The 26412-nt window shown below is 72.2% G+C and carries 25 protein-coding genes; 9 read left to right on the forward strand and 16 right to left on the reverse strand.

Annotated features, from left to right (window positions below):
* Positions 1–128 precede the first annotated feature (128 nt).
* The 4 genes from hutH to EDD29_RS03690 are packed head-to-tail and all read left to right on the forward strand — an operon-like array spanning position 129 to position 5888.
* A complete protein-coding gene (gene hutH / locus EDD29_RS03675) occupies positions 129–1688 on the forward strand; it encodes a histidine ammonia-lyase (RefSeq protein ID WP_123662278.1) in 1560 nt (519 codons plus the stop codon).
* A gap of 10 nt (positions 1689–1698) precedes the next feature.
* Entirely contained in the window at positions 1699–3348 is a 1650-nt protein-coding gene (gene hutU / locus EDD29_RS03680) for a urocanate hydratase (protein WP_123662280.1), read from the forward strand.
* Positions 3349–4554: an allantoate amidohydrolase gene (locus tag EDD29_RS03685; RefSeq protein WP_123662282.1), complete on the forward strand. Its 1206-nt coding sequence runs from the start codon at positions 3349–3351 to the stop codon at positions 4552–4554.
* On the forward strand, positions 4554–5888 hold the full coding sequence (locus EDD29_RS03690) for a formimidoylglutamate deiminase (protein WP_123662284.1): 1335 nt from the start codon (positions 4554–4556) through the stop codon (positions 5886–5888). Before EDD29_RS03685 ends, EDD29_RS03690 begins: the two co-directional genes overlap by 1 nt.
* A 47-nt stretch (positions 5889–5935) precedes the next feature.
* On the opposite strand, the gene EDD29_RS03695 is transcribed toward EDD29_RS03690, so the two are convergent.
* The 3 genes from EDD29_RS03695 to EDD29_RS03705 form a co-directional block, all read right to left on the reverse strand.
* Positions 5936–7177: a cytochrome P450 gene (locus tag EDD29_RS03695; RefSeq protein WP_123662287.1), complete on the reverse strand. Its 1242-nt coding sequence runs from the start codon at positions 7175–7177 to the stop codon at positions 5936–5938.
* Positions 7174–8466, reverse strand: coding sequence for a glycoside hydrolase family protein (locus EDD29_RS03700; RefSeq protein WP_123662289.1), 1293 nt, complete (start codon positions 8464–8466; stop codon positions 7174–7176). Before EDD29_RS03700 ends, EDD29_RS03695 begins: the two co-directional genes overlap by 4 nt.
* 274 nt (positions 8467–8740) lie before the next feature.
* Positions 8741–8965, reverse strand: coding sequence for a hypothetical protein (locus tag EDD29_RS03705; protein ID WP_123662291.1), 225 nt, complete (start codon positions 8963–8965; stop codon positions 8741–8743).
* Between the two features lie 125 nt (positions 8966–9090).
* On the opposite strand from EDD29_RS03705, the gene EDD29_RS03710 reads away from it, so the two are divergent.
* Positions 9091–9861, forward strand: coding sequence for a GntR family transcriptional regulator (locus EDD29_RS03710; RefSeq protein WP_123662293.1), 771 nt, complete (start codon positions 9091–9093; stop codon positions 9859–9861).
* Between the two features lie 15 nt (positions 9862–9876).
* On the opposite strand, the gene EDD29_RS03715 is transcribed toward EDD29_RS03710, so the two are convergent.
* A complete protein-coding gene (locus tag EDD29_RS03715) occupies positions 9877–10275 on the reverse strand; it encodes an NYN domain-containing protein (protein ID WP_123662295.1) in 399 nt (132 codons plus the stop codon).
* A gap of 110 nt (positions 10276–10385) precedes the next feature.
* On the opposite strand from EDD29_RS03715, the gene EDD29_RS03720 reads away from it, so the two are divergent.
* The 4 genes from EDD29_RS03720 to EDD29_RS03735 are packed head-to-tail and all read left to right on the forward strand — an operon-like array spanning position 10386 to position 14618.
* Complete coding sequence (locus tag EDD29_RS03720) at positions 10386–11876, forward strand: serine/threonine-protein kinase (protein WP_123662297.1); 1491 nt, start codon at positions 10386–10388, stop codon at positions 11874–11876.
* A 60-nt stretch (positions 11877–11936) separates the two neighbouring features.
* Positions 11937–12425, forward strand: a complete 489-nt coding sequence (locus EDD29_RS03725) for a PaaI family thioesterase (RefSeq protein WP_123662299.1) — start codon at positions 11937–11939, stop codon at positions 12423–12425.
* A 10-nt stretch (positions 12426–12435) separates the two neighbouring features.
* Positions 12436–14145 (forward strand): signal peptide peptidase SppA, encoded by a 1710-nt coding sequence (gene sppA, locus EDD29_RS03730; protein WP_123662301.1) that lies wholly within the window; start codon positions 12436–12438, stop codon positions 14143–14145.
* Positions 14142–14618, forward strand: coding sequence for a flavin reductase family protein (locus EDD29_RS03735; RefSeq protein ID WP_123662304.1), 477 nt, complete (start codon positions 14142–14144; stop codon positions 14616–14618). The genes sppA and EDD29_RS03735 overlap by 4 nt, the downstream gene beginning before the upstream one ends.
* A gap of 2 nt (positions 14619–14620) precedes the next feature.
* Here the strand turns inward: EDD29_RS03735 and hutI are convergent, their stop codons facing one another.
* The 12 genes from hutI to EDD29_RS03795 form a co-directional block, all read right to left on the reverse strand.
* A complete protein-coding gene (gene hutI, locus EDD29_RS03740) occupies positions 14621–15775 on the reverse strand; it encodes an imidazolonepropionase (RefSeq protein WP_211359548.1) in 1155 nt (384 codons plus the stop codon).
* Positions 15776–15819: 44 nt separating this feature from the next.
* A complete protein-coding gene (locus tag EDD29_RS03745; protein ID WP_123662306.1) occupies positions 15820–16266 on the reverse strand; it encodes an SRPBCC family protein in 447 nt (148 codons plus the stop codon).
* Positions 16263–16667, reverse strand: coding sequence for an ArsR/SmtB family transcription factor (locus tag EDD29_RS03750; RefSeq protein ID WP_123662308.1), 405 nt, complete (start codon positions 16665–16667; stop codon positions 16263–16265). The genes EDD29_RS03745 and EDD29_RS03750 overlap by 4 nt, the downstream gene beginning before the upstream one ends.
* Positions 16668–16848: 181 nt before the next feature.
* On the reverse strand, positions 16849–17517 hold the full coding sequence (locus EDD29_RS03755; RefSeq protein ID WP_148085867.1) for a hypothetical protein: 669 nt from the start codon (positions 17515–17517) through the stop codon (positions 16849–16851).
* Positions 17518–17591: 74 nt separating this feature from the next.
* Complete coding sequence (locus tag EDD29_RS03760; protein WP_148085868.1) at positions 17592–17873, reverse strand: hypothetical protein; 282 nt, start codon at positions 17871–17873, stop codon at positions 17592–17594.
* A gap of 20 nt (positions 17874–17893) precedes the next feature.
* Positions 17894–18820: a glycosyltransferase family 2 protein gene (locus EDD29_RS03765; RefSeq protein WP_170201277.1), complete on the reverse strand. Its 927-nt coding sequence runs from the start codon at positions 18818–18820 to the stop codon at positions 17894–17896.
* Positions 18817–21033 carry a hypothetical protein gene (locus tag EDD29_RS03770; protein ID WP_148085869.1) on the reverse strand — a complete coding sequence of 739 codons (2217 nt, stop codon included), beginning with the start codon at positions 21031–21033 and terminating at the stop codon, positions 18817–18819. Before EDD29_RS03770 ends, EDD29_RS03765 begins: the two co-directional genes overlap by 4 nt.
* Positions 21030–22535 (reverse strand): lipopolysaccharide biosynthesis protein, encoded by a 1506-nt coding sequence (locus EDD29_RS03775; protein ID WP_123662319.1) that lies wholly within the window; start codon positions 22533–22535, stop codon positions 21030–21032. Before EDD29_RS03775 ends, EDD29_RS03770 begins: the two co-directional genes overlap by 4 nt.
* Positions 22528–23325 (reverse strand): polysaccharide deacetylase family protein, encoded by a 798-nt coding sequence (locus EDD29_RS03780; protein ID WP_123662321.1) that lies wholly within the window; start codon positions 23323–23325, stop codon positions 22528–22530. Before EDD29_RS03780 ends, EDD29_RS03775 begins: the two co-directional genes overlap by 8 nt.
* 1 nt (position 23326) lies before the next feature.
* Positions 23327–24391, reverse strand: a complete 1065-nt coding sequence (locus EDD29_RS03785; RefSeq protein WP_123662323.1) for a glycosyltransferase family 2 protein — start codon at positions 24389–24391, stop codon at positions 23327–23329.
* Positions 24388–25458: a GNAT family N-acetyltransferase gene (locus EDD29_RS03790; RefSeq protein ID WP_123662325.1), complete on the reverse strand. Its 1071-nt coding sequence runs from the start codon at positions 25456–25458 to the stop codon at positions 24388–24390. The genes EDD29_RS03785 and EDD29_RS03790 overlap by 4 nt, the downstream gene beginning before the upstream one ends.
* A complete protein-coding gene (locus EDD29_RS03795) occupies positions 25455–26285 on the reverse strand; it encodes a glycosyltransferase family 2 protein (protein ID WP_246052494.1) in 831 nt (276 codons plus the stop codon). The genes EDD29_RS03790 and EDD29_RS03795 overlap by 4 nt, the downstream gene beginning before the upstream one ends.
* Positions 26286–26412: the final 127 nt, after the last annotated feature.

Raw genomic sequence — 26412 nt, forward strand, 5'->3', positions numbered from 1 at the left:
CTAACTATGGTCGCTCGGTGGGGCATAAGTGAACAGGACAGGACTTTTCTAGCTTCTTTTCGTCGGCTTCGAGCATCCTTCGGACAGGTCAGTGTGTCGGGTCGGCCCATCCGGGCAGGACAAGGAACATGGGGGCAGCGCGGGCCGGGGACCCGCTGATCGAGGTCGGCACGGGCCCGCTCGCCCTGACGCAGGTCGTCGCCGTGGCCCGGCGCGGCGCGCTGGTCGGCCTGACCGCCGACGCGCTCGCCGCGATGGCCGCGGCGCGCACGATGGTGGAGGAGCAGGCCGCCCGATCCACTCCGGTCTACGGTATCTCGACCGGATTCGGCGCGCTGGCGACCCGGCACATCGACCCGGCCCAGCGGGTGCGCCTCCAGATCTCCCTCGTCCGCTCGCACGCCGCGACCAGCGGCGCCGAGGTCGAGCGCGAGGTGGTCCGCGCGATGATGCTGCTCCGGCTCTCCACGCTGGCCACCGGGCACACCGGCGTCCGGCCGCGCATCGCGCTCACCCTGGCCTCGATGATCAACGCGGGCATCACCCCGGTCGTCCGCGAGTACGGGTCGCTCGGCTGCTCGGGCGACCTCGCCCCGCTCGCGCACTGCGCGCTGGCGCTCACCGGCGAAGGCGACGTGCGGGACGCGGCCGGCGCGGTGCTCCCGGCCGCCGCGGCGCTCGAGTCCGCGGGCCTGCGGCCGGTGGAGCTCGCGGCCAAGGAGGGTCTCGCCCTCATCAACGGGACCGACGGCATGCTCGGCATGCTCGCGCTCGCCGCCGAGGACCTGGGGCTGCTGCTGCGCACCGCCGACCTCGCCGCGGCGATGAGCGTCGAGGCCCTGCTCGGCACCGACCGTGCGTTCGCCGCCGACCTCCAGGCGCTGCGCCCGCACCCCGGCCAGGCGGTCTCCGCCGCGAACCTCCGGGCGCTGCTCTCCGGCTCGATGATCATGGAGTCGCACCGCGGCCCCGACTGCAACCGGGTCCAGGACGCCTACTCGATGCGCTGCGCCCCGCAGGTCGCCGGGGCCGCCCGCGACACCCTCGCGCACGCCGTCGCGGTCGCCGAGCGGGAGCTCGCCGCGGCCGTCGACAACCCCGTGGTCCTCGCCGACGGCCGGGTGGAGTCGAACGGCAACTTCCACGGCGCCCCGCTGGCCTACGTGCTCGACTTCCTCGCCGTCCCCGTCGCCGACCTCGCCTCGATGTCCGAGCGGCGCACCGACCGGATGCTCGACCGCGCCAGGTCGGCGGGCCTGCCCCCGTTCCTCGCCGAGGACCCCGGGGTCGACTCCGGGATGATGATCGCCCAGTACACCCAGGCGTCCATCGTCGCGGAGCTCAAACGGCTCGCGGCCCCCGCGTCGGTCGACTCCCTCCCGTCCTCGGGGATGCAGGAGGACCACGTCTCGCTCGGCTGGAACGCCGCGCGCAAGCTGCGCCGCGCCCTCGACGGGCTCACCCGGGTGCTCGCCGTCGAGATCCTCACCGCGGCCCGCGCGCTCGACCTGCGCGCGCCCCTGCGGGCCGCGCCCGCGACCGCCGCCGCGGTCGCCTTGCTGCGGACCCGGGTGCCCCCGCCCGGCCCCGACCGCTTCCTCGCCCCCGAGATCGAGTCCGCCGTGCGGCTCGTCAGGCGGGGCGCCCTGCTCGAAGCCGCCGAGGCCGTCACCGGCCCGCTGCCCTAAGGAGGACGCGATGAGCCACTTCCCCGTGCGCGCAGCGCGCGGCACGGTACTGACCGCCAAGGGCTGGCCCCAGGAGGCGGCGCTGCGGATGCTCGACAACAACCTCGACCCCGACGTCGCCGAGCACCCCGACGACCTCGTCGTCTACGGCGGCACGGGCAAGGCGGCCCGCAACAGGGCCTGTTACGAGGGGATCGTCCGGTCGCTGACCGACCTGGAAGAGGACGAGACCCTGCTGGTGCAGTCCGGCAAGCCCGTCGGGGTGTTCCGGACGCACGAGTGGGCGCCGCGCGTGCTCATCGCCAACTCCAACCTCGTGCCCGACTGGGCGAACTGGGAGGAGTTCCGCAGGCTCGAGGCGCTCGGCCTCACCATGTACGGCCAGATGACGGCCGGGTCGTGGATCTACATCGGCACCCAGGGCATCCTCCAGGGCACCTACGAGACCTTCGCGGCCGTCGCCCGCAAGCGCTTCGACGGCTCCCTCGCCGGGACCATCACGCTGACGTCGGGGCTCGGCGGGATGGGCGGCGCGCAGCCCCTCGCCGTCACCATGAACGGCGGGGTGGCGATCTGCGTCGAGTGCGACCCGTCTCGGATCGACCGGCGGGTCGAGGGCGGCTACTGCGACGTCCAGGTCCTCACCGTCGCCGAGGCGATGGACCTCGCCGTCGAGGCGCGCGACCAGCGCAGGGCACTGTCCATCGGGGTGCTGGGCAACGCCTGCGAGGTGCTGCCCGAACTGCTCGCCGCGGGCGCGCCCGTCGACATCGTCACCGATCAGACCTCGGCGCACGACCCGCTGCGCTACCTGCCCGAGGGCGTCCTGTTCGAGGACATGGCCGCGCTGCGCGAGGCCGACCCGGCGGGGTTCACCCACCGCGCCCGCGCGTCGATGGCCCGGCACGTGGCGGCGATGGTCGGGTTCCAGGACGCCGGGGCCGAGGTGTTCGACTACGGCAACTCGCTGCGCGCCGAGGCGGAACTGGGCGGCTGCGCGCGGGCGTTCGACTACCCGGGGTTCGTCCCCGCCTACATCCGGCCGCTCTTCTGCGAGGGCAAGGGCCCGTTCCGGTGGGCCGCGCTCTCCGGGTCGTCCGCCGACATCGCCGTCACCGACCGGGCCGTCCTCGACCTGTTCCCGCACGACGAGGCGCTCGGCCGGTGGATCCGGATGGCGGGCAAGCGCGTCAGGTTCCAGGGGCTGCCCGCCCGCATCTGCTGGCTGGGCTACGGGGAGCGGGCCGAGGCCGGGCTGCGGTTCAACGAGCTGGTCGCGCGCGGCGAGATCACCGCGCCGCTGGTCATCGGCCGCGACCACCTCGACTGCGGCTCGGTCGCCTCGCCCTACCGCGAGACCGAGGCGATGGCCGACGGCTCCGACGCCATCGCCGACTGGCCGCTGCTCAACGCCCTGCTCAACACCGCGTCCGGCGCCTCGTGGGTGTCGATCCACGAGGGCGGCGGCGTCGGCATAGGCAAGTCGGTGCACGCGGGCCAGGTGTGCGTCGCCGACGGCGGGTCGCTGTCCGCGCGCAAGCTGGAGCGGGTGCTCACCAACGACCCGGGCATCGGCGTCGTCAGGCACGCCGACGCCGGGTACGACCGGGCCCGCGAGGTCGCCGCCGAGCGCGGTGTGCGTCTTCCGATGGAGGGGTGAATGGCGACTTTCGCGGAGCTGTGGGAGTCGCTGCTGCCGATCGGCCGCGACGACGGCACCGGTGGCTACTTCCGCCAGTCCTGGACCGAGCCGGAGCTGCGCTGCCGCGCCTGGTTCACCGACCAGGCCGAGCGGCGCGGCATGGCCGTCGAACGGGACGGCAACGGCAATCTGTTCGCGTGGTGGGCGGAAGGCAAGGGGCAGGCCGTGCTGACCGGCAGCCACTTCGACTCGGTGCCGGGCGGCGGCGCCTACGACGGCCCCCTCGGCATCGTCTCGGCGTTCGCCGCGGTCGACGTGCTGCGCGCCGAAGGGTTCCGGCCCGGACATCCGATCGGCGTCGCCGCGTTCGTGGAGGAGGAGGGCGCCAGGTTCGGCGTCTCCTGCCTCGGCTCGCGGCTGCTGGCCGGGGAGATCGACCCCGACCGGGCGGCCGGCCTCACCGACGCCGAGGGCACCACGTTCGCCGAGGCGGTCTCGGGCGACCTGGGCCCAGAGCCGCCGGAGGACTACCGGATCGGCCGCGACGACGACCTGCTCGGCCGGATCGGCTCCTTCGTGGAGCTGCACGTCGAGCAGGGCCGGGCCCTGGACGTCCCGGTCGGGGTGGCCGGGGCGATCTGGCCGCACGGGCGCTGGCGGATGGACTTCGCCGGGCGCGGCGACCACGCTGGATCGACCCGGTTGGAGGACAGGCACGACCCGATGCAGCCGTTCGCGCACGCGGTCATCGCCGCGCGGGAGGCCGCCGAGCGCCACGGCGCGCGGGCGACCGTCGGCCGGGTCAGGGCGCTGCCGGGCGGCACCAACGTCATCGCCTCGCAGGTGACCGCCTGGCTCGACGCGCGCGGCCCCGGTGACGAGGTGGTGCGCGCGACCGTCGCGGAGATCAGGGAGCGGGTGTCCCTGGCCGCTGCCTTCCACGGGGTCGACTTCGGCCTTTCCGCGGAGTCCTACACCTCTCTCGTGGACTTCGACGCCGACCTGCGCAAGCGGATCGTCGCGGCGCTCGGCGGCGCCCCGGTGCTGCCCACGGCGGCCGGGCACGACGCGGGCATCCTCGCCGCCCGGCTGCCCACCGCGATGCTCTTCGTGCGCAACCCGACGGGCGTCTCGCACGCCCCGGAGGAGCACGCCACCGAGGCGGACTGCCTGGCCGGGGTGGCCGCGCTCGCCGCGGTCCTGCGCGATCTGGCGGCCCCGTGATGCGCTGGCACGCCGAACTCGCCTGGACCGGGGACGGTCTGGCCGCCGACGTCCTGATCGAGGCTTCGGGCGGCAGGTTCACCGCGGTCAGGGCCGGCACGCCGCGGCCGTCGGACGCCTACCCGCTGCCCGGCCTCACCCTCCCGGGCTTCGCCAACACCCACTCGCACGCGTTCCACCGGGCGCTGCGCGGCAGGGCGCAGCACGGGGCGGGGACCTTCTGGAACTGGCGCGAGCTGATGTACTCCGTGGCCGAGCGCCTGACGCCCGAGACGTACTTCGCGCTGGCGCGGGCCGTCTACGGTGAGATGGCGCGGGCCGGGATCGCCTGCGTGGGGGAGTTCCACTACCTCCACCACGCCCCGGACGGGACGCCCTACGCCGACCCGAACGTGATGGGGGAGGCGCTCTTGGACGCGGCGGCCGAGGCGGGCATCCGGATCACCCTGCTCGACGCGCTCTACCTGCGCGGCGGATACGGCAGCGAGCTGAGCGGCGCCCAGCTGCGCTTCGGCGACGGCGACGCGCGGATCTGGGCCCGGCGGGTGTCGGCGCTGCGCGCGCGGACCCTGTCCCGGCCGCACGCCAGGATCGGCGCGGCGGTCCACTCGGTGCGGGCGGTCCCGCGTGAGCAGATCCCGATCGCCGCGGCCTGGGCCCGCGACCACGCGGCCCCGCTGCACCTGCACCTGTCGGAGCAGCGCGCCGACAACGAGGAGTGCCTGTCCGAGCACGGCATCTCACCCGCGCGGCTGCTGGCCGAGGCGGGCGCGCTCGGCCCCCGGACGGTCGCGGTGCACGCCACCCATGTGACGGCCGCCGACCTCGACCTGCTGGCGGGCACGTCGACCGGGGTGTGCCTGTGCCCGACGACCGAGCGGGACCTCGCCGACGGGATCGGCCCGGCCGCCGCGCTCCGTGACGGAGGCTGCGACCTCAGCCTCGGCACCGACCAGCACGCGCTCGTCGACATGTTCGCCGAGGCCCGCGCGGTGGAGTGGGGCGAGCGCCTGAAAAGCGGGAAGCGCGGCTCCTTCACCGGCTTCGAGCTGCTCACCGCGGCCACCTCCACCGGGCACGAGGCGCTCGGCTGGCCCGACGCGGGCCGGCTGGAGCCCGGCGCCCGCGCGGATCTCGTCACCGTCGCGCTGGACTCGGTGGCGCTCGCCGGGACCGCCCCGGCGACCGCGACGGACACCGTGGTCTTCGCCGCGACCCCGTCCGACATCGAGCACGTGGTCGTCTCCGGCCGCACCGTCGTCCGCGACGGCCGCCACCTGCTCCTGCCCCACCTGGAAGCCGACCTGGCCGCAGCCGTCCACGCGTGCTTCTAGGCCCGCCTCCGGCGCGGCGGCGTTCAATCAGGAGCGGTGGCGTTCGGTCAGAAGGTGAACGCCTGCTTGACGACGCCGTTGTCGAAATTCGAGAGCAGGAGTTCGGGGTCGCCCTTGGTGCGGATGTCCGGGAGCCGGGTGAACAGCTCGCGGAACATGATCTTCAACTCCATCCGGGCCAGGTTGGCGCCCAGGCACAGGTGCGCGCCGGGGCCGCCGAAGCCGACGTGCGGGTTGGGCGACCGGGAGACGTCGAAGGCGTCCGGGTCGGTGAAGACCGCGGGATCGCGGTTGGCGGCCTGGTAGAACAGCACGACCTTCTCGCCGGCCTGGAAGGTGTGGCCGCCGAGCGTGTACTGCTCCTTCAGGGTGCGCCGGAACTGGATGATCGGCGACACGTAACGGACGATCTCCTCGATCGCCGGGCCGATCCGCGCGTCATAGTCGGCCAGCAGATAGTCGCGCTGGTCGGGGTTCTCGGTGAACAGCCGCAGCCCGTGCGAGAGCGCGTTGCGGGTGGTCTCGTTGCCCGCGACCAGCAGCAGGTCGAAGAAGGACCCGAGCTCCCTGACGGTCAGCGCCTCGCCGTCGACGTTCGCGTTGACCAGCGCGGACACGAGGTCGCCGCGCGGGTTCCCGCGCCGCTCCCGGCCCATCCGCGCCACCAGCCGGTGCAGGTCCACGATGGCCTTGAGGTTCCCGGCGAGCAGCCGCAGCGTGCGCGGGTGGAACAGGGAGCCGCGGACCCCGGAGTACTCGGTCATCACGTCGATGCGCTTGAGCACATAAGGCCGCCGCTCGGGCGGGATGCCCATCATCGCGCAGATGACCTCGATGGGCAGGCGGGCCGCGACCTGCGCGACGAAGTCCTCCGGCCCGTCGCGCAGCACCTCGTCGACGATCTTCGTGGCGGTCGCCTGGATGTCGTCGGCGAGGTCGGCGAGCATCTTGGGGCTGAACGCGCGCGAGACGATCCGGCGGAGCCGCCCGTGCCGTGGGTCGTCCATGTTCACCATCGGCCTGCCGAACAGCGCGGCGATCCACGGAGGCGGCTCGGGCGAGGTGGCCGCGGGCTCGCTGGAGAACACCTTGGTGTTGCGGCTCGCCGCCACCACGTCCGCGTGCCCGACCAGCGCGTAGAACCCCTTGCCCGCGCGGACGAGGGGGATGCGCGGCTCGGCGTAGTAGACCGGCGCGTTCAGGGCGCGGAGACGGGCGAACTCGGCGTGCCGCTCGGTGTGCGGGCGCGCCCAGAACTCGGTGCCCACCAGGTCCGCGGCTGTCGTCATCGGTTGATCCACCTGATCTCGTAGGGCTGGAGGTCCACGGGCGAGCCGTCCACGGTGGCGCTGACCGCGGCCTCGGAGGTGTTGACCACCAGCACGTCGGTGCCGGACGCGAGCGTGCGGACCTTGGGGTCGGACACCTCGGCCCGGCGCAGCTCGGTGCCCGGCGGGAACACCCGCACGAAGTTCTGCAGCAGTTCCAGCGGCGGGAGCGCCTGGCCCTTGGCGCCCCACAGGCAGCTCGTGCAGTTGTCGATGCCCTGCGGGCTCCAGTACAGCGCGCCCGCCGCGCCGGACGCCGCGAACCTGATCATCGCGTCGGCCTGGACGGCGCCGAGCTTCGGCGCGGTCCAGCCGGAGTTCTCCGGCTCGGTGTACCACTCGGCCCACACCGCGGGCAGGTCGGTCTTGGCGCGCAGCCACTCGGTGACCGCGCTGAACTTGGCGTTGTCGCGGAACGGGTCCTCGTGGGCGGTGCGGTCCTCGGGCAGCGACGACCCGTCGACGACGACGAAGTCGGCGCCCTTCTTGTGCTCGAGCCAGTACTCGATGGCCGTCAGCGCGCGCTGGTCGGCCGCGCCCCACGCGCCGCGCAGGTTCTTGGACGCCGCGGAGTGCGCGTCGGCGTAGGAGTTCACCGGGATATAGGGGCCGCCGACCTGGATGTCGGAGTCGACCTTCTTCAGTGCCGTGTAGACCTTGTTGTAGAGCTGGGTGTAGCCCTCGAAGTCCCAGCGGTTGGCGTCCTGGTTGAAGAAGCCCTTGAACTCGTTCCAGACGAAGTAGTACTTGACGTCGGGGTAGCGCCGGGCGACGTCGGCGGCCTGGGCGGCGAACGCGTCGAAGAACTGGGGGAGCGGGGAGTCTTCCAGGTGGTTCCAGTCGGTGGTGCCGGAGGGGCCGCCCTTCATCCAGTCGGGCGCGCAGCACAGGGTCAGCATCGGGACGCCGCCGGTGTCCCGGATGTCCTTCATCCGGCGGTCGAGGGAGCTCCAGTCGTAGCGGCCGGGGGTCAGCTGGGGGTTGTCGGCGCCGAACCCCATGATGTGCTGCACCTGGAGCATCGGCACCTCGCGCACGATGGCCTTGGCCGCGGGGGTGGTCTCCAGGCTGGTCTGGGTGTGCGTGAAGCCCCAGTTGGTCCAGTCGCCGGGCAGTCCGGCGCTGATCTGGCCGACCTGGGTGACGTCCGCGCCGCCGGGGCTCTGCGGGGGTTCCTCGTCGTCACCGAGGACGTAGAGGACGAGGGCGGCGATGACGGCACCGGTGACGAGGGCGGCGAGGGCGATCATCCACAGCGGTCTCCTGCGCCCGTGCCGGCCGCGCCGGGGCGATGTCGCGGTGCGGATCTGCGGCGGCGAAGGGTGGCCTTGCACGGTGCCTCCAGAGTCGGATTGTGCTCTCCCCGTGTATGAACGCCGGACCGCCGCCCTGGTTCACCCGGATTCACAGCCGGAATGGCTTACCCGGGAAGTACGGTTCAATTACCCACGGTACCGAGAGTCTTCCCGGAAAGCGATCACCCATACCGGCCCCCGCACCCCGAGCCGGATGTGGCCGTTTTTCTTAGGCTTCGCCCTCTTCCTCTTTCTTTGTCGCCTGGTCGGCGAGGAGTGCCCGCAGGCCCGGTTCGTCGTCGGAGGCGAGCGTCATGGCCAGCCCCGCCTGGAGTTGCGCGTCGGAGAGGTCCCCCGTGCGCGTCGCGTACCACCGTCCGGCGTCGCTCCGCCAGACCTGCCAGCCCGGATGGGCCGCCTCGATGAGCGCTTTCAGATCCGCGAAGTCTCCCATCGCCCGGTCCCTTCCCCGATCAATACATTCCGTATACAAAAGTGATACGCGCCAGTAGAACCGTCAAGCCACAGGTAACCGGAACGTTTCCCCGGGGTGAGGCGGTGGCAGTGGGGAGGTTTCGCGTGCCGCGGCCCGCATATCTCAAGATCGCCGACGAACTGCGCAACGGTATTCGTGCCGGGGCGTATCCCCCGGGCACCAGACTGCCGACCCTGGTCGAGCTCGCCGCCCGCCACGGGGTCTCCCAGATCGTCGTGCGCCAGGCCGTCGCGGTGCTCGGCGCCGAGGGCCTGGTGCAGACGAGACGGGGCGGCGGCACCGTCGTGCGCGTCCGCCCGACCGTCCGCCGGATCGCGATGGACCGCTACCGGGTGGAGACCGAGCCCCAGGCCCAGGCCCAGGGCGCGGAGCCCGCGACCTCCTTCACCCACGACCAGCGGATCGGGTGGGCGGACTACCGGCTGGAGCGGCGGTACCGCAGGGTCGCCGCGGACCCCGAGCTCGCCGCGCTGTTCGAGCTGCCCGCGGGCACCGCGCTGCTGCGCCGCAGGTTCGTGTTCTTCGCCCGCGAGGAGCCGCAGCAGATCTCGGTGAACTACCTGCCGTGGGACCTCGTCGACGGCACGCCCGTCGCCGACCCCGCGCGCGAGCCGTGGCCCGGCGGGACCCCCGCCCAACTGGCCTACCTCGGCCATCCGGCGACCCGGGTGGAGGAGGCGGTGCGGTCGCGGATGCCCACGCGCGACGAGGCCGAGACGCTCCGGATGGGCGCGGGCGTGCCCGTCATCACCGTCACCCGGCGGATGATGGCGGGGGACCGGGTCCTCGAGGTGTGCCGCGACATCGTCATCCCGGCCGACCGGGTCGTGCTCGACTACGCGATCGACCTGTAGTGCGACGGACCGCGGTCAGCCGAGCAGGCCGAGCAGCGTGCGGGGGCCGACCGCCTCGGCGCCGCGCGCCTGGACGCGGGCGCGCAGCCCCCGGTCGGCGGTGACGACGACGTACCGGACGGGCGGGTCGCCGTCCGGATCGCCGAAGGCGCCGACCTGGTCGGTGATCGTGTCGTCGCCGCTGCCCGGCGCGGACACCACGGTGACGCCCTCGATCGCCGGAAGGCTCCGCGCCGCCCCTTCCACCACGAGGACGATCTCGGCCTCGGCGGGCTCCTCGCCGCCGAAGGAGACCGGGCCGAGCCCCGCGAGGGCGTCCCGGAGCCGGCCCGCGGCGCCGAGCCGGTCCCGCCACCACCCGTCCGGCCGGGATCCCATGACGTTCGCCGCGTCGACGATAAGCACGGTGCGCATGTCGGCAGCGTAAGGGTGACGGGCAGGGCACCGGCTTGATCACGGAGTAGCGTCGGGTGGTTGCGGCCCCCTCGATCGCTTGGTTGGATACCTGCAAACCGGGAGGGACCATGGGCGACGCACTCAGGCCCGACGATCCACGCGAACTCGGGCGATTCACTCTGCTCGAACGGCTGGGCGAGGGCGGGCAGGGCATCGTCTATCTCGGGCGCTCGGCGGACTCGCCGGAGCCCGTGGCCGTCAAGGTGCTCAAGGCCACCGACGCCGAGGCCCGCGGCAGGCTGGAACGCGAGATGAACGCCGCGCTCCAGGTCAGGCTGCGCTACTGCATCGCCCGGGTCATCGGCTTCGACTTCGACGGGACGCGCCCCTACATCGTCACCGAGTACGTGGACGGCCCTTCGCTGTTCGACCGGGTCGCCGACGTGGGCCCGCTGCGGGGCGGCGACCTGGAACGGCTGCTGATCTTCACCGCGCAGGCGCTGGTGACCATCCACGGCTCGGGCATCGTGCACCGCGACCTCAAGCCCGCCAACGTGCTGCTCGGCCGTGACGGGCCGCGCGTGGTCGACTTCGGCATCGCCCGCCACGTCGACCACCACACCCGCCCGCAGCTCATGGGCACCCCTTCCTACCTCGCCCCCGAGCTGCTGCGCGAGGAGCAGGCCTCGCGCGCGTCCGACGTCTGGGCGTGGGCCTGCACGATGGTCTTCGCGGCGACCGGCCATCCGCCGTTCGGCCCGTTCGACGACGACGGCTCCAACGTCGCGGCGATCCTCGGCCGGGTCATGCACGCCGAGCCGCGCCTCGGCGACGGCCTCGAGGAGTTCGCGCCGCTGCTGCTGGCCTGCCTGGACAAGGATCCGCTGCGCCGCCCGACCGCCCGCCAGCTCCGTGACAGGCTGGAGTCCGCCTTGGAGGCCGACGTCCCGCACGGAGACTCCTCCGGGCCGCTGCCCTTCGCGCCCCCGATGACGCCGCCCGGCGCCTTCCACCCGGGCGTGGTGCCGCCGCCCTCGATCACCGTCGACGGGACGCCCCTGCTCCGCCCGTCCGCCGCGACGTTCCCGCCCACCCCGATCGGGATCGCGACGCCGCAGCCGTTCCCCCCGCACCCCGCCTCCCGCACCGGCGAGGGCTCGGGCTCTCGCTGGGTCGGCAGGACCGTGGCGGGGGTGCTGGGCGCCGGGCTCCTGGCCGCCGGGGGCTACTTCGCCTACAACGCCCTCAGCGCCCCGGAGGGCACGGGGGCGGGCGGCGACCCCGGCGGCGCGGTGGTGCCCGCCGCGCTCGCGGGCAACTGGGAGGGCGGCCTGACGGTCAAGGGGTCCGTGGGGGAGACGTACTACCGGGTCAAGATCACCCTTTTCCAGGGCCAGGACTCGGGCCAGTCGGAGCTGGAGAACGGCGCCCTGTGCTCGGGCACGGTCACCGTGCGGGACGCCGCGGCCGAGCGCGTCGACCTGGCGCTGAGTCACGCCGCGGGGACCTGCCCGGCCGGTACCCTGGCGATGACGGTGACCGCCGACGGCACCGCGCAGCTCGCCTACACCGGCGAGGACGGCGCGGGCGGCGACGGCTCGGTGCGGCGCGGTTCCTGACCGGGCGCCCGGCCGCACCCCGTCTGCGCAGTCAGGTAAGTGGAAAGTTACGCTTCACCTGTGCCCAACGAATTCGAACTGTGGAAGACCCTGTCGGGCGCCGAGGTGCTGCGCGCCTTGGCCGACGGGCGGATCGGCCGGGGCCTCGGCGGAGTCTCGGAGTACGTCGGCGACCGTGTCCTGGAGGCGGACCCCGGCCGGGTGGTGCTCGGCTGGACGCCCGAGGAGAAGCTGTGCAACCCGGGCGGCACCGCCCACGGCGGCTTCATCGCCCTCGTCCTCGACAACGCGGTGGGCCTGGCCGCCGCCAGCCTCGGCGAGCGCTTCGTCCCCCAGCTCACCCTGAACCTCAACGTCGACTACCTGCGGACCGTCGAGAAGGGCGTGCCCTACCGGGTCATCGGAACCGTCACCCACCACGGCCGCCGCAGGACGGTCTGCGCGGCCCGGCTCGTCGACCCCGACGGCGCCCTCGCGGCCTCCGCGACGGCCAGCACCACCCCCAACAAGGCGTTCGAGCGCGGTCTGGAGGGTGCCGCCGGCGCGTAGGGTTTGAGCCATGGCGTTCAAAGGACTCGACACGCTCACGGCACTCGGCCCGGTCAAGGAACTGCGCGACCGGCGCACCGGTCCGCTGATCCTCGAACTCGATCTGTCCGAGGGCCTGGTCGAGGGATCGCCGCCCGATCCCGTCAGCGCGCTGATGTCGATCCGGCGGACCCACCTGCGCGACGTCCTCGACGGCCTGCGCAAGGCGCGCACCGACCCGCGCGTCAAGGCGCTCGTCGCCCGGATCAACGGGCCCGTCGGGGTCGCGCTGGCCCAGGAGTTGCGCGACGCCGTCGCGGGGCTGCGCGCCGCCGGCAAGCTCACCGTCGCCTGGACCGAGACCTTCGGCGAGTCCGGCGAAGGCACCCCCGCGTATTACCTCGCCTCGGCGTTCGAGCGGGTATGCCTCCAGCCGTCCGGCGACGTCGGCATCACCGGGTTCGCGCTGTCCGAGCCGTTCGTCAAGGACGCCCTGGACAAGGCGGGCATCGCCTTCCGGTTCGGGCGCCGCGCGGAGTACAAGACCGCGCCGAACATGTTCCTGGAGAACAGCTACACGAGCGAGCACGCCGAGGCGTCGGAGCGGCTCGTCGCCTCGGTCGGCGAGCAGTTCACCGGCGGCGTCGCCGCCTCGCGCGGGCTGGCGGAGTCCGAGGTCCGCGCCCTGGTGGACCGGGCGCCCCTGCTGGCGTCCGAGGCGCTGGAGGCCGGCCTCGTCGACGAGCTGTGCTACCGCGACGAGGTCTACGCCCGTGTCCGCGAGGCCGCAGGGCCCGACGCCCGGCTGCTGTACGTCGCCCGCTACGCCCGCGCCGGCCTGGCCGACCGGGTGCCGCGCAAGCCGGTCGACGGGATCGCGCTGATCCAGGCCCAGGGCATGATCCGGCTCGGCCGCTCCGGCCGCGGCCCCGTGCCGGGCCAGGGGAGCGCGGTGGGGTCCGACACCCTCGCCGCCGCACTGCGCGCCGCGGTGCGCGACCCGAAGACCAAGGCGATCGTGCTGCGGGTCAACAGCCCCGGCGGTTCCTACGTGGCCTCGGACGTGATCTGGCGCGAGGTGATCCTCGCCCGCCGCGCGGGCAAGCCCGTCCTGGTCTCCATGGGCAACGTCGCGGCCTCCGGCGGCTACTTCATCGCGATGGCCGCCGACACCATCGTGGCCCAGCCCGGCACGTTCACCGGCTCGATCGGCGTCTACACCGGCAAGCCCGTCGTCACCGGCCTGCTCGATCGGCTCGGCGTCGGGTTCGGCGCCGCGGCGTTCGGCGACCACGCCGGGATGCACAGCGCGGTCCGGGACTTCTCCGAGGGGGAGTGGGCGCGGATCAACACCTCGCTCGACCGCATCTACGCCGACTTCACGGCGAAGGCGGCCCAAGGCCGCGGCATGGAGCTCGAGAAGATCGAGGACCTGGCCCGCGGCCGCGTCTGGACCGGCGCCGACGCGGCGGAACGCGGCCTGGTCGACGAGCTCGGCGGCCTCGACCACACCCTCGACCTGGCCCGGCGCAAGGCGAAGCTGCCCGCTGACGCCCCGGTCCGGTCGTTCCCGCACGTCTCCCCGCTCGACAGGTTCCGCCCGCCGGAGTCCAGCGACGACAGGACCGCCGCGTCCACCCGGTTCGAGGCGTGGGGCTCCCTCGCGGGCGCCGCCGCCAGGCTCGGCTTCCCGACCGCGGGCCCCCTGGTCATGCCGGGGTACGGAGACCTGCGCTGGTGATCGCGCCCCAGGACTTCACCTCGGCACTGGCCTCCTTCGCCACCGGCGTCACCGTGGTCACCGTCAGCGAGGGCCGCGACGACATCGGCGCGACGGTCAGCTCGTTCGCCTCGGTCTCGCTCGACCCGCCGATGCTGCTGATCGGCGTGTCCGCGGAGTCCTACCTGTGCGAGGTCCTGCACCGCAGGCCCGGATGGGCCGTGACCGTGCTGAGCACCGCCCAGCGGGCCCTCGCGGGCAGGTTCGCCGCCGAGGGCAGACCCTCGGCGCGGCTGCTGCTCGGCGGCCAGCCCCACCACCGCGGCCGCCGCTCCGAGGCCCTGATCATCGAAGAGGGCGTCGCCGCCCTCGAATGCGAGACCCGCCTCCGCATCCCGGCGGGCGATCACGTCCTCTTCGTCGCCGAAGTCACCAATGTTGACTACATCACCCGTGAAGATCCGCTCATCCGCGTCAACCGCCGCTACCGGTAGCACTAGCGCATGCGCAGTCCCGCGCTCCAGACGGCGACGGTGAGGGGGACGCCGGGGCGGTAGGCGAGGTGGAGGTGGGAGGGCGCGTCGAGGATCTGGAGGTCGGCGCGGGCGCCGGGGACGAGGCGGCCGATGTCGTCGCGGCGCAGGGCGCGGGCGCCGCCCAGGGTGGCGGCCTGGACGGCTTCGAGTGGGGTCAGGCCCATCTCACGGACGGCGAGGGCGACGCAGAACGGCATCGAGGAGCTGTAGCAGGAGCCCGGGTTGCAGTCCGTGGCCAGGGCGATCGCGACGCCCGCGTCCAGCAGGCCCCGCGCGTCCGGGTAGGGCTGGCGGGTGGAGAACTCCACCGCCGGGAGCAGGGTCGCGACGGTCCGGGACGCGGCGAGCGCGTCGACGTCGCCGGGGGTGAGGAACGTGCAGTGGTCGGCCGAGCCCGCGTCGAACTCGACGGCTATCTGCACGCCCGGACCCGGGCCGAGCTGGCCCGCGTGCAGCCGGGGCTGGAGGCCCGCCGCGACGCCCGCGCGCAGGATCTCCCGGGTCTGGTCCCCGTCGAACGCGCCGCGCTCGCAGAACACGTCGATCCAGTCCGCGTAAGGCGCGCAGGCCTCCAGCATCTCGCCGCAGACCAGGGAGACATAGGAGTCGGTGTCCATGCCCTCGGGCACGACGTGCGCGCCGAGGAAGGTCACCTCGTCGGCCATCTCCCCGGCGATCCGCAGCGACCGCACCTCGTCCCGGACCGTCAGCCCGTACCCCGACTTGCACTCGACGGTCGTCGTGCCCTGCCTGGCCATCTCCGCGACGAGCCGGGCCACGTTCGCCCGCAGCACGTCGTCCTCGGCCTCCCGGGTCGCCTCGACGGTCGTGCGGATGCCCCCCGCGCCGTAGGAGGTGCCGGCCATCCGCGCCGCGAACTCCGCCCCGCGTTCCCCGGCGAACACCAGGTGCGCGTGGGAGTCGACGAACCCGGGCAGCGCGGCCCTGCCCCCGGCGTCGAAGCGCTCGTCGGCGTCGGGGGCCCGGCGCGCGTCGCCGACCCAGGCGATCCGGCCGCCGTCGATGACGACCGCCGCGTCCGTCAGGATCTCCGGCTCCCCCTGCCGCCCCGCGTTGGTCAGGAGTTCCCCGATGCCGGTGATGACCGTGCTCACAGGGTCAAGGGTCCCACCTCGGGACCACGGGGCGGCGGACGGGGTCACACCGCCAGCAGCGCGTCCAGCTTGGTGAAGGAGCTCTCCCAGCCGGCTTCGGCGTCGGCGAGGATCTCCGGGTTGTGCGGGCCCTGGGTGATGACGAGCCGGGTCTTGCCGTCGCCCTCGTCGTGGAACTCCATCCGCGACTCGAACCTGACGGTGCCCTCGAATCCGGGCATGCCGGTGACGTCCTCGTAGCCGACGATCAACTCGTTCTCGATGACCTCGCTGAAGGTCGCGCTGACCGGCGAGGTGAACGACGGGTCCTCGTCGTGGACCATGGTGAACTTCTCGCTGCCGCCGACCCGCACGTCGAGCTCGACGGTCTCGCGCGGCACGTGGAAGCCGACGGGGCCGAACCACTGGGCGAGCTGGTCGGGGTCGGTGAACGCGCGGTAGACGAGCTCGCGGGGAGCGTCGAACACGCGGCTGACGATGAGCTGAGTCATGGTCGATTCCTCTTCTCGTTCGGTGTCGGTGCGTCCTGCGGGTCGTGCGGTTCCCGCCGCTCCGCCTGCTCGGCCTGTGCGCGCTGGACGCGGCGCAGGTGGGCGTCGAGCCTGTCGAGGTTGACGTCCCAGAAGCGGCGGTAGTGCTCCATCCACCCCTGCACCTCGCGCAGGGGTTCGGCGTTCAGGCTGCTCGACCGCCACTGCGCGGTGCTGGAGCGGGTGATCAGGCCGGCCCGCTCCAGCACCTTCAGGTGCCGGGAGATCGCCGGAAGGCTGATCGGATGCGGCTCGGCGAGCTCGGAGACGGTGGCGTCCCCTTCGGCGAGCCGCGCGAGGATCGCGCGGCGGGTGGGGTCGGCGAGCGCGGAGAAGATCAAGCTCAGCCTGTCCTCGGCCATGCCGTCCCCTCCTCCCGCTTGTATTTAGCCATTCGGTTAATTAACCGATATGTTAAACATAGGCCGCGGCACGCTCCGCGTCAAGGGGTACGGAAACGCCGAAGGCGCCCTCGGCGATGAGGGCGCCTTCGGTCGGCGGGGACGGCCCGGGTACGGGCGGGCCGGTGACAGCGGGCCGGAGCTAGGCCTTCTTCTTCTTCGGCTTGAAGTTCATGGTCAGCGTCTCGGTGAAGGTGTCCCACTTGCGGACGTCCTTGATCACGAGCTTCTTGCCGGGGGTGCAGGTGAAGGTCGCCTTCTTCACCACGGGGGTGTCGAAATGGCCGATCTTGGCGTGGTCGGCGACCTTCCAGGTGCCCCAGGACGCGATCTCGGGCTTGGTGTTCTGGCCGGTGCCCGTCGCGGGGCCCTTCGCCTTCTTGTTCTTGCTGGTGATGACGCCCTTCTTGTCACCGGTGATCTTCGCCGGGAGGTACAGGACACCGGTGAGCTTCTCCCAGCCCTCGGTGCGCTCGCCCTCGACGTTGGTGCCCGCGAAGGTCTCGCGCTTGGAGCCCGTGAAGTTGTAGACCAGGCCGTCGACAGGGTGCAGCTTCAGCTTGATGCCGGCCATGCCCTGGTACTTGACGTTCTGCATCTTCCCGGTCTCGTTGGACCTGCCGCTGATCTTCGCGGTCAGGCCCGTGCTCACCCACTGGCCCGCGTAGCACTTCTTCGGCGCGGCGGCCGCGGGCAGCGCGGACACGGCGAGGACGCCTCCGGCCGCGACCGCGACCGCGAGGCCCGCGCGCAGGGCCTTGCCGGCCGGTCTTCTCCGCTGGAACTCCGATACCACAGCAAACTCTGACAAAGCTGCTCCCGTCGATGGTGGCGGGTCTCTCCCACCCCAGCTTTTGGAGTATTACAGCCCTGGTCGGGTTCGTGTCATTCGTCGAAAATCCAGTCTTCATCATCTTGTCGTGCGGCGGGCACCGCGGCCTCCGCGCCGGCCGACGGACGCCGCAGCCAGGCCGCCGTCGCGACGAGCGCGCAGATCCCCGCGACGACCGCGAGGCCGCCCACGGGCGACCAGGCCCGGACGATGATCATGGTCTGCGGGACCAGGATCAGCAGGCACAGCGACGCCGCGACCCCGGCCGTCGCCCGGCCGAGCGGGTCCAGGCCGCGCAGCAGCCAGGCGAAGCAGGCCGCCGGAACGGCGATCATCACAAGAATCAGCAGTGCCGTCACACGCCCCGTCCGATCCGATCGAGGTTCTTCATGATGAAGGCGGCAGGGACGCCCGCGGTGACCGCGAGCGCCAGCAGCGCCCGCGGGTCGAGCGGGCGGGCCGCCATGGTCCGGCCGATCCATTTCAGCGCCGACGACCTGCGCTCGCTGACCGCCTCGGCGAAGGCCACCTTGCCCGCCCAGTGCGCGTAGCCGCCGCAGGGGAACTCGTGCTTGTCGAGCATCCACTGCGCGGCCTCGGAGATGAGCGGCGCATTGTTCAGCACGGAGAAGTACGAGCCCTCGTGCCAGCGCAGCCCGAGCCCGACGAACGGGATCTGCCGGATCGGCGCGCGCCCGGCCGCGCGCAGGACGAACTCGTAGTCCTCGCCGTAACTGCCCGGGATGTCCTCGTCGAACAGCAGCCCCGCCGACCCGCGCACCAGCAGCGCGGACGGGTGCAGGTTGGGGTTGTGGCCGCCGAGCAGGTCCTGCCGGGTGACCCGGGGCCGCGGGATGCCCCGCTCGGTGTCCTCGATGGTCCGCCCGAACAGGCGCAGCCCGCAGCACACCACCTCGGTCTCCGGCTCCGCGGCCAGCACCGCGACCTGCGCGGCGATCTTGCCCGGCAGGAACAGGTCGGTGTCGTCGCAGAACCCCACGAAGTCGGTCTCCGCCACGAGCACGCCGGTGTTGCGCGCCCCCGCGGCCCCCGGCGTCCGGGAGTTGGCGAGCACCCGCACCGGCCGCAGCGGATCGTCGGAAGCCAGCGACGTGTCCGGCTCGCTCCGGTCGTACACGACGACCGCCTTGACCACCCCGGGGTAGTCCTGCCCGAGCACCGAGTCCAGGGTCTCCCGGAGCAGCAGCGGCCGATCGAGGGTCGGAATGACGATCCCCACCGAGGGGGAGGCCGTCGCGGTCTGGGGAGGGGGAGCCGTCACTGCGTTCCTTTGAGGGTGAGGAAGCGCTCGACGACGATGGCGACGAACCCGACGAACAGCGGGAACGCCACCACCGTGTACGGGCGCAGCCGTGTCCACTGGTCGGGGGAGAGGCGGATCCGGCGCAGCTCACGGGCGGTGAGCACGCCGATGAGGACGGGGAGGTAGATCAGGCCCGCCGGGGTCCAGTTGCTGATGCCCACGATGAGCCCGGTCGGCGTCGGCCGCTCGGCCGGCTCGCCGACCTGCTCGACGAGCTTGTAGACCGAAGCGTCAGGGCCGGCGTAGACCTCCTTGAACTTGCCGGACGCCTTCACCTCCCCGACCAGCCGCTGGTTCCAGTCGGGGGCGAGCCCGAAGTTGAGCACCTGGTAGGTGTCGTTCATCCGGGAGGAGTACAGGTAGCTGCCCGGCTCCTCCTGCATGGCCGAGATGATCTCGGCGACGTTCGGGCGGCGGTCGCGCGCCTCCTGCTTGGTCGGCGCGACCGGTGGCGTCTGGAGCAGTCCCGTCCGGTACGGCTCCTGGGCGAAGTGCGTCGCGGTGTAGCTGAAACTCTCGAAGTTCCGGTAGCCCCATGGCCCCTGCGGGGTCGCGCTGGCCGCCGCGGGCTCGGTGACGACCTCGCCCGACACCCACACCAGCGTGATCGGCTTGCCCTTGGCGTCGTCGAGCATCGCGTCGAGCGCGCGCAGCTCGCCGGGGCGCACCTGCTCGAACGCCTCGTTGCCGTACCGCACGACGAGGAACCCGCCCATGAGCAGCACCGCGAACGTGCTCGCCATGAGCGTCGGGCCCCACCGGCGCAGCCGCTGGCGGCGCGGCGCCGAGCGCACCACCGGCACCGGCTTGGGGTCGGGGTAGAACGCGTACGCCGCGAGGAACACCGCGCCGGGCAGCATGAACAGGTAGGTGCGCAGCGCGATCTCGCCGCCGTAGGACTGGAGGCCGAACGAGCTGATCGGGACGATGAGCAGGATCAGCGCGACCCTGTCGTCGATGCCGCGGAACCTGCGGCGCAGCAGCCCGATGACGGTCAGCGCCATGACGACGAGCACGATGACGATCCGCAGCCGCTGGATCTTGCCGAGGTCGGGATCGCCGAACCCGATCCGTCCCGAGGTGCTCTCCAGGAGCGTCTGGAGAGGGTTGCCGCCGCCCGCGAACAGGGTGCCGCCCGGGTCGTAGCGCCAGTAGCCGTAGGCCATGAAGGAGATCCACGCCAGGTAGATCACCCCGCCGATGATCGGCAGCCCGCGCAGCTCGTTGCGGCCGACCAGCGCCAGCGCCGCAGAGGAGGCGATGAGCAGGTACGGGGTGAGCTGGTGCGCGGCGGTGCCGACGAGCAGCAGCACCACGAGCAGGACGACGAGGAACCGCCGCTCCCACAGGCCGACCTCGCGGACGGGTTCCTCGCCGGTCGTCTTCGGCCCGAAGAAGAACGAGTACAGCTTGCCGGGCTCGTCGCCCTTGCCGCGCCTGCCGCCGATCCTGGTGCGCAGCACCGCGGGCCGGAACCAGGTGAGCAGGATCGCCAGGAAGAACAGGTAGACGAGGTACCCGAACGCCTGCGGGGCCAGGTAGTCCTGGCCGACCCAGTTGGCGACGGGGAACAGCCAGACCGCGAACCACTTGGCCCGCCAGTTGGCCTTCATCACCCGGACGATCATCGCCAGCGGCAGCAGGTACAGCAGCTGGATGATGACCGGCGACCACTTGAACACCGGGTCGAGGTCGGTGACGCCGACGGCCTTGGCCACGAACCCGACGAACGCGAAGAACGCGGGCCAGGAGAAGCGGGCGTCGAGGTTGGTGCCGATGCTGCCGGTGCGGGTGATGAACTCGATGAACCCCGCGTGCTGCCAGACCGTCGGGAACCGGGCCATCGGCTCCATGATCTGGGCGAGCGTGTGCAGCGCGACGACCACCAGGACGACCTGCGCGCCGAGCAGCAGCCGCGACGACCTGCGCTGGGCGAGCGTCGCGACGAAGGTGAGCGTGAGCACCGCCGCGCCGATCAGCGTCGGCAGCGGGAGCACGCTGATGAGGCCGAGGCCCGTCGCGTCGCGCGGGGTGACCCCGCGCAGCGGCACCCAGTACAGGACCGCGCCGAGCCCCACGCACAGGCTCAGCAGGACGACGGGCAGCTTCTCCAGCGGATCGGACGGCAGGACTTCTGGCTCGGCGGCCGAGCGGGTCGTCGTCACGCTCACTTTCCACCTTCCGTGGCTGACCGCGGCGCCGCGGCCTGCGGCGCGTCGGGGCCCTGCGGCCCTACCGGATCCGGGGACTGCGCCTGCGCCGGCGGCGCGGGCGGCCTGCCCGGCGCGCCCGCCCTGGCCGCCCGGCGCAGCGGCGGGAGCACCGCGAGCGCCACCGCGGTCTGCACCAGCAGCACCGACCAGCCGACGGCCGCGAGGTGGTCGTCGTGCACGAAGACGCCGACGCCGATGACGACGCCGACGAACCTGAACACCTGGATCAGCGCGACGAGCCGGGTCCGCGACCGTACCCGCAGCACGCCGACATAGAGCTCGATGAGCGCCTTCGGCAGCGTCGACAGCGCCAGCAGGACGAGCACGAGCCCCGCCTCGTCGCCGAAGTGCGGGCCGAACAGGAACGGCAGGTTCAGCAGGTACGGCCCGGCCAATGCGACCAGCAGCGAGACCGGTACCAGCAGCATGAGCGTGCGGCGCAGCGCGTCGCGGGTGGTCCCGGCGAGGTCATCGGCGGCGTGCGAGCCCTCGACGGTCAGCGACATCGCCATGTTGAGCGCGAGCAGGTCGAGCATCAGGCCGAAGATCCAGGCCATCGCGAAGTAGCCGTTGGCCGCCTCGCTGACCTTCGCCGCGACGAGCAGCGGGATGAAGTTGATGGCCGAGTGCGAGGCGACGGTGCCGATGAAGTCGCCCTGGAGGTAGCGGCCGATCTCACCGGGCGTCGGCGTGTGGTGGCGGTCCTTGGTCAGCTCCGCGTGCTCGGGCAGGAGCCGCCGGAAGACGAGCCAGTCCATCGGCAGCACCAGGAAGATCACCGGGATCATCGTGGCGAGCAGGATGCCGTCGGACGGCGCGAACGTCCACGCGAGCCCGGCGAGGACGAGGAACTTCACCAGCCCGTACGCGGTGTTCTTCACCGGCACCCACCCGGCGTGCCGCAGCCCCGTCAGGGCCGCGTCCTGCTGGGTGAAGACGTTCCACGCGGCGATGAAGACGATGAACGGGATCGCGTGCGCCGGATCGGCGAGCTGGTCGTAGTTGGGGCTGTCCCACCAGGCGAGCGACAGCACGAAGCCGACGCCGAGCAGCACCGCGAGCACCGCGCCGAACAGGTACGTGGCGAGGATGAGCCGCCCGGACGAGCGGCCCGCCTGCGGGATGAACCGCATCAGCACGTAGTTCAGCGTGGTCATGCCGCCGATGCACATGACCGCCTGGATGACCGCGGCGTTGCGGCCGAAGTCCGCGGGCCCGTAGAAGTGCCCGGCCGCGATCCAGAAGCCGAGGCCGAGCACGCCGGTGAGCCCGCCGTTCAGCATGAGCGCGTAGGCGTTGCGGAACAGCGGGTTGCCCAGCTCCCCGCGCAGCCACGCCAGCCGCGGCCCGCGCGGGGCGGGGCCGAGGTGCTCGGGCCCGAGGAGCCCGGTGACGTCCTCGCCCGTCTCCGGCGCGGGAGATCCTGCCGCGGCCGCGTCGACGGCCTTCGGGTCAGCCATGGTGCATCGTCTTCCGGTAGAGGTACCTGGACCGGCGTACGAGCGCGTACCCCTTCGTCAGTGCCTTCTCCCGGAAGAACCCATGCCCCCCTTCGGCGATCTTCCCGAAAAGATCAAGGGAGGTGGACCGCTGCACCGTCAGCCTGGGGATCGCGTAGCCGGAGCGCACTTGCGCGATGTCGTTGGCGACCACATACGCCGAGGCGTATCCGGCGCGCGCCACGGCCCGCCTCACGCGGGCGCTGGAGTAACCGTAGGGATAGGCCATCGTGGCCACCTGCTGCTGGAGCCTGTCCTCCAGCAGGAGCCTGCTGCGCGTCAGCTCGTCGTGCAGCGCGCCGTCGGGCAGCTGGTCGAGCTGCGGATGGCTGTGGCTGTGCGCGCCGACCTCGATCCCGTGCGCGACGATCTCCTTCACGTGCGCCCAGGAGAGCATCGCGTCGAGCGGACGGCCCGCCGCGTCCGGCCCGGCGTCGTCGAGCCACCCGGTGGTGACGAACACCGTCGCGGGGAACCCGAAGGACTCCAGGACGGGCAGGGCCTCGGCGTGGAAGTCGGCGTAACCGTCGTCGAAGGTGATGCAGATCGGCTTGGGCGCGTCGGCGTACGGGCCGCTGCCGGGCGCCGCGTGCAGGCCGGCCAGTCCCGACAGCGGGACCGGGGTGAACCCCCGGTCCCGCAGCACGGCGAGCTGTTCGGCGAACATGCCGGGGTCCACGGACAGTCCGGCGGTCTCCGGCGGCGGGTCGGCGCGCACCGAGTGGTACATGAGGATCGGGACGCCGGGCATCTCAGCCCCCCTTGCGGACGGCGCGCCTGCCCACCAGGTACCCGGTGGCGGTGAACCCGAGGCCCGCGGTGATGGCCGCGGCCCTGCCGAGCCCGGCGACGTCGCCGCGCACCGCCTCGCCGACGCCGCGCAGCGCCCCCTTGGGGAGGGTCTTGAACGCGTGCGCCCGCTCGTTCGACAGGCCGTCCTGGCTGCCGACCATCGAGGCCACCAGCGCCTTGGACAGGCCCTCGGCGTAGCAGCGCGACCGGTAGTAGGCGAAGCGGGTGCGCTCGACCGGGACCCGGTGCCAGATGACGGCCTCGGGTTCGAAGAGCTGGACCGCGTCCGGCCTGCGCTGGCCGAGCCGGATGCAGAACTCCGTCTCCTCGCAGCCGAGCGGCCGGTCGATGGCGTGGGTGCGGCCGATGTCGCTGGAGAAGCCGCCCGCGACCTCGAACGCCTCCTTGCGGAACGAGGCGTTGCCACCGAGGACGTTGCGTACGGGTCCGGGCAGCATGCCCCGGTAGGTTCCGCCGACGGTCCATTCGAACTCGTCCGGGAACCATCGCGGCCTTTTCCCCGTTTGCACGGTGAAGGCCTCTGCGGAGTCGGGGTGAAGATGGGGGTCTCCGGTCTGGATCCGCAGAGGCCTCCCCTTCTCCAGGTGCGTCCGCAGTTCCGCGGAGCCGGGCGAGCCCGGCCACAGCGAGAGCGTCCGGCCGCCGACGCCCAGCACCTTCGGGTCCGCGGCGTAGGCCGCGGCGAACGCCGCGAGCCAGCCGGGCGCCGCGACGGCGTCGTCGTCGAGGAAGGCCACCACGTCGCCCTCGGCCAGGGAGACCCCGGTGTTCTTGCCACCGGAAAGGCCGCGCGCCTCGGCGTTCTCCACCACCCGCACGTCGGGCAGCGCCTCGCTCAGCCGCCGGTACAGCTCGGTGTTGTGGTCGACCGACAGGATGATCTCGTGGGCCGGATGCCGCTGCCTGCGGACCGACTCCACGGCCGCGAGGACGTCGTCCCAGCGTTTGTCGGTGAAGGCGCAGATCACGACCGAGATGCCGGTCCCGGCGCCGGGTGTCGTCATGCCGACCGCCCCCGCAATTTGGCGTAGCCCTTCAGTACCCGGTCGGCCTGCCGGTAGAACTTCGGATTGTCCAGCGCCTTGTCGCGCAGCCGGTTGAGCGGCACGTGCCGGACCCAGTGCAGGGCCGCCCCGGCCGACGGACGGGCCACCCGGCCCTCGGCGATGGGGATCTCACGGCTCTTCAGCCACTCCTTGAACTCCTTGCCGCCGCGGCCCATCCAGATCTCGTCGAGGCCGGATCCGGACGCGCCCTCGGCCAGCCGCAGATGGCCGATCATCCCCGGCGAGTAGCGCGCGAACTCGGTGTCGTAGGCGGGGAACCAGCCCGCCATCGACGCCCCGTCCCGCAGTCCGAAGTGCATCGAGACCGGACGGCCCCCGGCGCGCAGCACGCTCAGCACGCCGAAGCCCGTCTCGTGGAAGTGCCGCATGAGGCCGACGATCCAGGGCCGGGTGAACCTGTCGGTGCGCCCCGTCCGCTGGTACTGGGCGGACTTCCAGCGCATGAGCAGGCGCAGGTCGTCCGGCTCGGCGGAGGCGAAGTCGTAACTCAGCTCGCCGACCTCCCGGCCGAGCTTGCGCTCCTTGTAGCGGATCGTCTTGTGCGTCTTGGGGGCCATCGCCCTGGCCTCGGCCTCCCACGCGGGGAAGCCGGCGGCCAGATCGATGATGGGCTCGACCCGCACCACCTGGTGGTACGGGGCGAACACGCGCTGCGCCGCGATGAGGTGGTCGAAGTCCCACACGCCGAGCCCGCAGGCGCGCAGCAGCTCGCTCGCGGGCAGGTCGAAGGCGGGATCGGCGATGATGCCCTGGAGGTCGGTCAGCCCGAACCCCACCGGGTGGCCGACGCCGCCCCGGTGGCGTTCGAACGGGAAGAAGGCGGCGACCCCCGCGCCGTCTTCGACGACCCCCACCCGCACGTCGTCACGGAACCGCGCGACGCCCTGGGTGAACTCCGGGGCGAGGAACGGGTTGCTCAGGGACGGGTCCGCTCCGCGCAGTTCCCGCCACCTTCGCAGCTCCGGCTCGCCCAGCTCGGAGGGCCGGACGACGTGGGTCCTCATTTGGCCCTCGCCGCCGCCAGACTGCCGACGGAGACCGGCTCGAAAGATGTGTTCAGGTGGGAATTGTCGAGTTTGCCGGCGAACCGGAGCTTGAACATCGTCTTCAGCACCCGCCAACCATCCCGGAAGGTGTTGAGGTTCGACTCGCCGAATCGCCGATGGGACTCATGACTCGCCACTTCGGCGACCTTGAGCCCGGCCCGGACCGCGTTGACGCAGATCTCGGTCTCGATCTCGAAGCCCGTCGACTGGAGCTGGAGCTTCTCGACCACGTTGCGGCGCATCGCGACGTACCCGTAGCACAGGTCGGTCCACTTCTGGCCGTAGAGGATGTTGGCGGTGCGGGTGAGCCAGAGGTTGCCCTTGTCGCGCAGCCACGTGAGGTCGTCGGAGCCGCCGCCGCAGTTGTAGCGGGAGCCCTTCACGAACTCGAAGCCCCGGCAGAGCAGGGACAGGAAGCTGTCGAACTCGGCCGGGTCCATCGACCCGTCCGCGTCGAGCATGATGATGACCTCGCTGGTGGCCGCGGCCATTCCGGTGCGCATCGCGGTGCCCTTCCCCGTCGGGGGCTCCACGATGATGACCGCGTCGGGCCGCAGCAGCCGGGTGATCTCCACGGTGCCGTCCGTCGATTCCCCGTCGACGATGACGACCTCGTCCACCGCGGTCAGCCGTGGCAGCAGCCATCGGAGATTGTCGGCTTCATTGAGAGTAGGGATCACGGCGGTGACCGTGGGCCATTGGGTCCGCCGCCTGGACAGATCCAGCCGGTTGCGCCGGGCGGTCTGCGACAGCATCGCCGGCCCGAGGGAGTGCTGGGTGTTCATGAGGGCCCCCGTGCGGAGTGGGTATCTGCTCTGTTTGATGTAGGCCACCCTCATGATGTTCAGATGTACGCGGAAGGCCATCCCTTAGGTGACGTTGGCCATCCTACGACCAGCGGATCCATGCGGA

It is taken from the genome of Actinocorallia herbida (assembly GCF_003751225.1).
GTDB classification, from domain to species: Bacteria; Actinomycetota; Actinomycetes; order Streptosporangiales; family Streptosporangiaceae; genus Actinocorallia; species Actinocorallia herbida.

What these genes read in the sequence shown, in the direction of transcription:
- EDD29_RS03795 (WP_246052494.1), bottom strand. Translation starts at nt 26,285, where the DNA reads ATGAACACCCAGCACTCCCTCGGGCCGGCGATGCTGTCGCAGACCGCC.
- EDD29_RS03720 (WP_123662297.1), top strand. Translation starts at nt 10,386, where the DNA reads ATGGGCGACGCACTCAGGCCCGACGATCCACGCGAACTCGGGCGATTC.
- EDD29_RS03785 (WP_123662323.1), bottom strand. Translation starts at nt 24,391, where the DNA reads ATGACGACACCCGGCGCCGGGACCGGCATCTCGGTCGTGATCTGCGCC.
- EDD29_RS03705 (WP_123662291.1), bottom strand. Translation starts at nt 8,965, where the DNA reads ATGGGAGACTTCGCGGATCTGAAAGCGCTCATCGAGGCGGCCCATCCG.
- EDD29_RS03750 (WP_123662308.1), bottom strand. Translation starts at nt 16,667, where the DNA reads ATGGCCGAGGACAGGCTGAGCTTGATCTTCTCCGCGCTCGCCGACCCC.
- EDD29_RS03700 (WP_123662289.1), bottom strand. Translation starts at nt 8,466, where the DNA reads ATGATCGCCCTCGCCGCCCTCGTCACCGGTGCCGTCATCGCCGCCCTC.
- EDD29_RS03715 (WP_123662295.1), bottom strand. Translation starts at nt 10,275, where the DNA reads ATGCGCACCGTGCTTATCGTCGACGCGGCGAACGTCATGGGATCCCGG.
- hutH (WP_123662278.1), top strand. Translation starts at nt 129, where the DNA reads ATGGGGGCAGCGCGGGCCGGGGACCCGCTGATCGAGGTCGGCACGGGC.
- sppA (WP_123662301.1), top strand. Translation starts at nt 12,436, where the DNA reads ATGGCGTTCAAAGGACTCGACACGCTCACGGCACTCGGCCCGGTCAAG.
- EDD29_RS03690 (WP_123662284.1), top strand. Translation starts at nt 4,554, where the DNA reads ATGCGCTGGCACGCCGAACTCGCCTGGACCGGGGACGGTCTGGCCGCC.
- EDD29_RS03780 (WP_123662321.1), bottom strand. Translation starts at nt 23,325, where the DNA reads ATGCCCGGCGTCCCGATCCTCATGTACCACTCGGTGCGCGCCGACCCG.
- EDD29_RS03685 (WP_123662282.1), top strand. Translation starts at nt 3,349, where the DNA reads ATGGCGACTTTCGCGGAGCTGTGGGAGTCGCTGCTGCCGATCGGCCGC.
- EDD29_RS03745 (WP_123662306.1), bottom strand. Translation starts at nt 16,266, where the DNA reads ATGACTCAGCTCATCGTCAGCCGCGTGTTCGACGCTCCCCGCGAGCTC.
- EDD29_RS03790 (WP_123662325.1), bottom strand. Translation starts at nt 25,458, where the DNA reads ATGAGGACCCACGTCGTCCGGCCCTCCGAGCTGGGCGAGCCGGAGCTG.
- hutU (WP_123662280.1), top strand. Translation starts at nt 1,699, where the DNA reads ATGAGCCACTTCCCCGTGCGCGCAGCGCGCGGCACGGTACTGACCGCC.
- EDD29_RS03760 (WP_148085868.1), bottom strand. Translation starts at nt 17,873, where the DNA reads ATGATCGCCGTTCCGGCGGCCTGCTTCGCCTGGCTGCTGCGCGGCCTG.
- EDD29_RS03775 (WP_123662319.1), bottom strand. Translation starts at nt 22,535, where the DNA reads ATGGCTGACCCGAAGGCCGTCGACGCGGCCGCGGCAGGATCTCCCGCG.
- EDD29_RS03695 (WP_123662287.1), bottom strand. Translation starts at nt 7,177, where the DNA reads ATGACGACAGCCGCGGACCTGGTGGGCACCGAGTTCTGGGCGCGCCCG.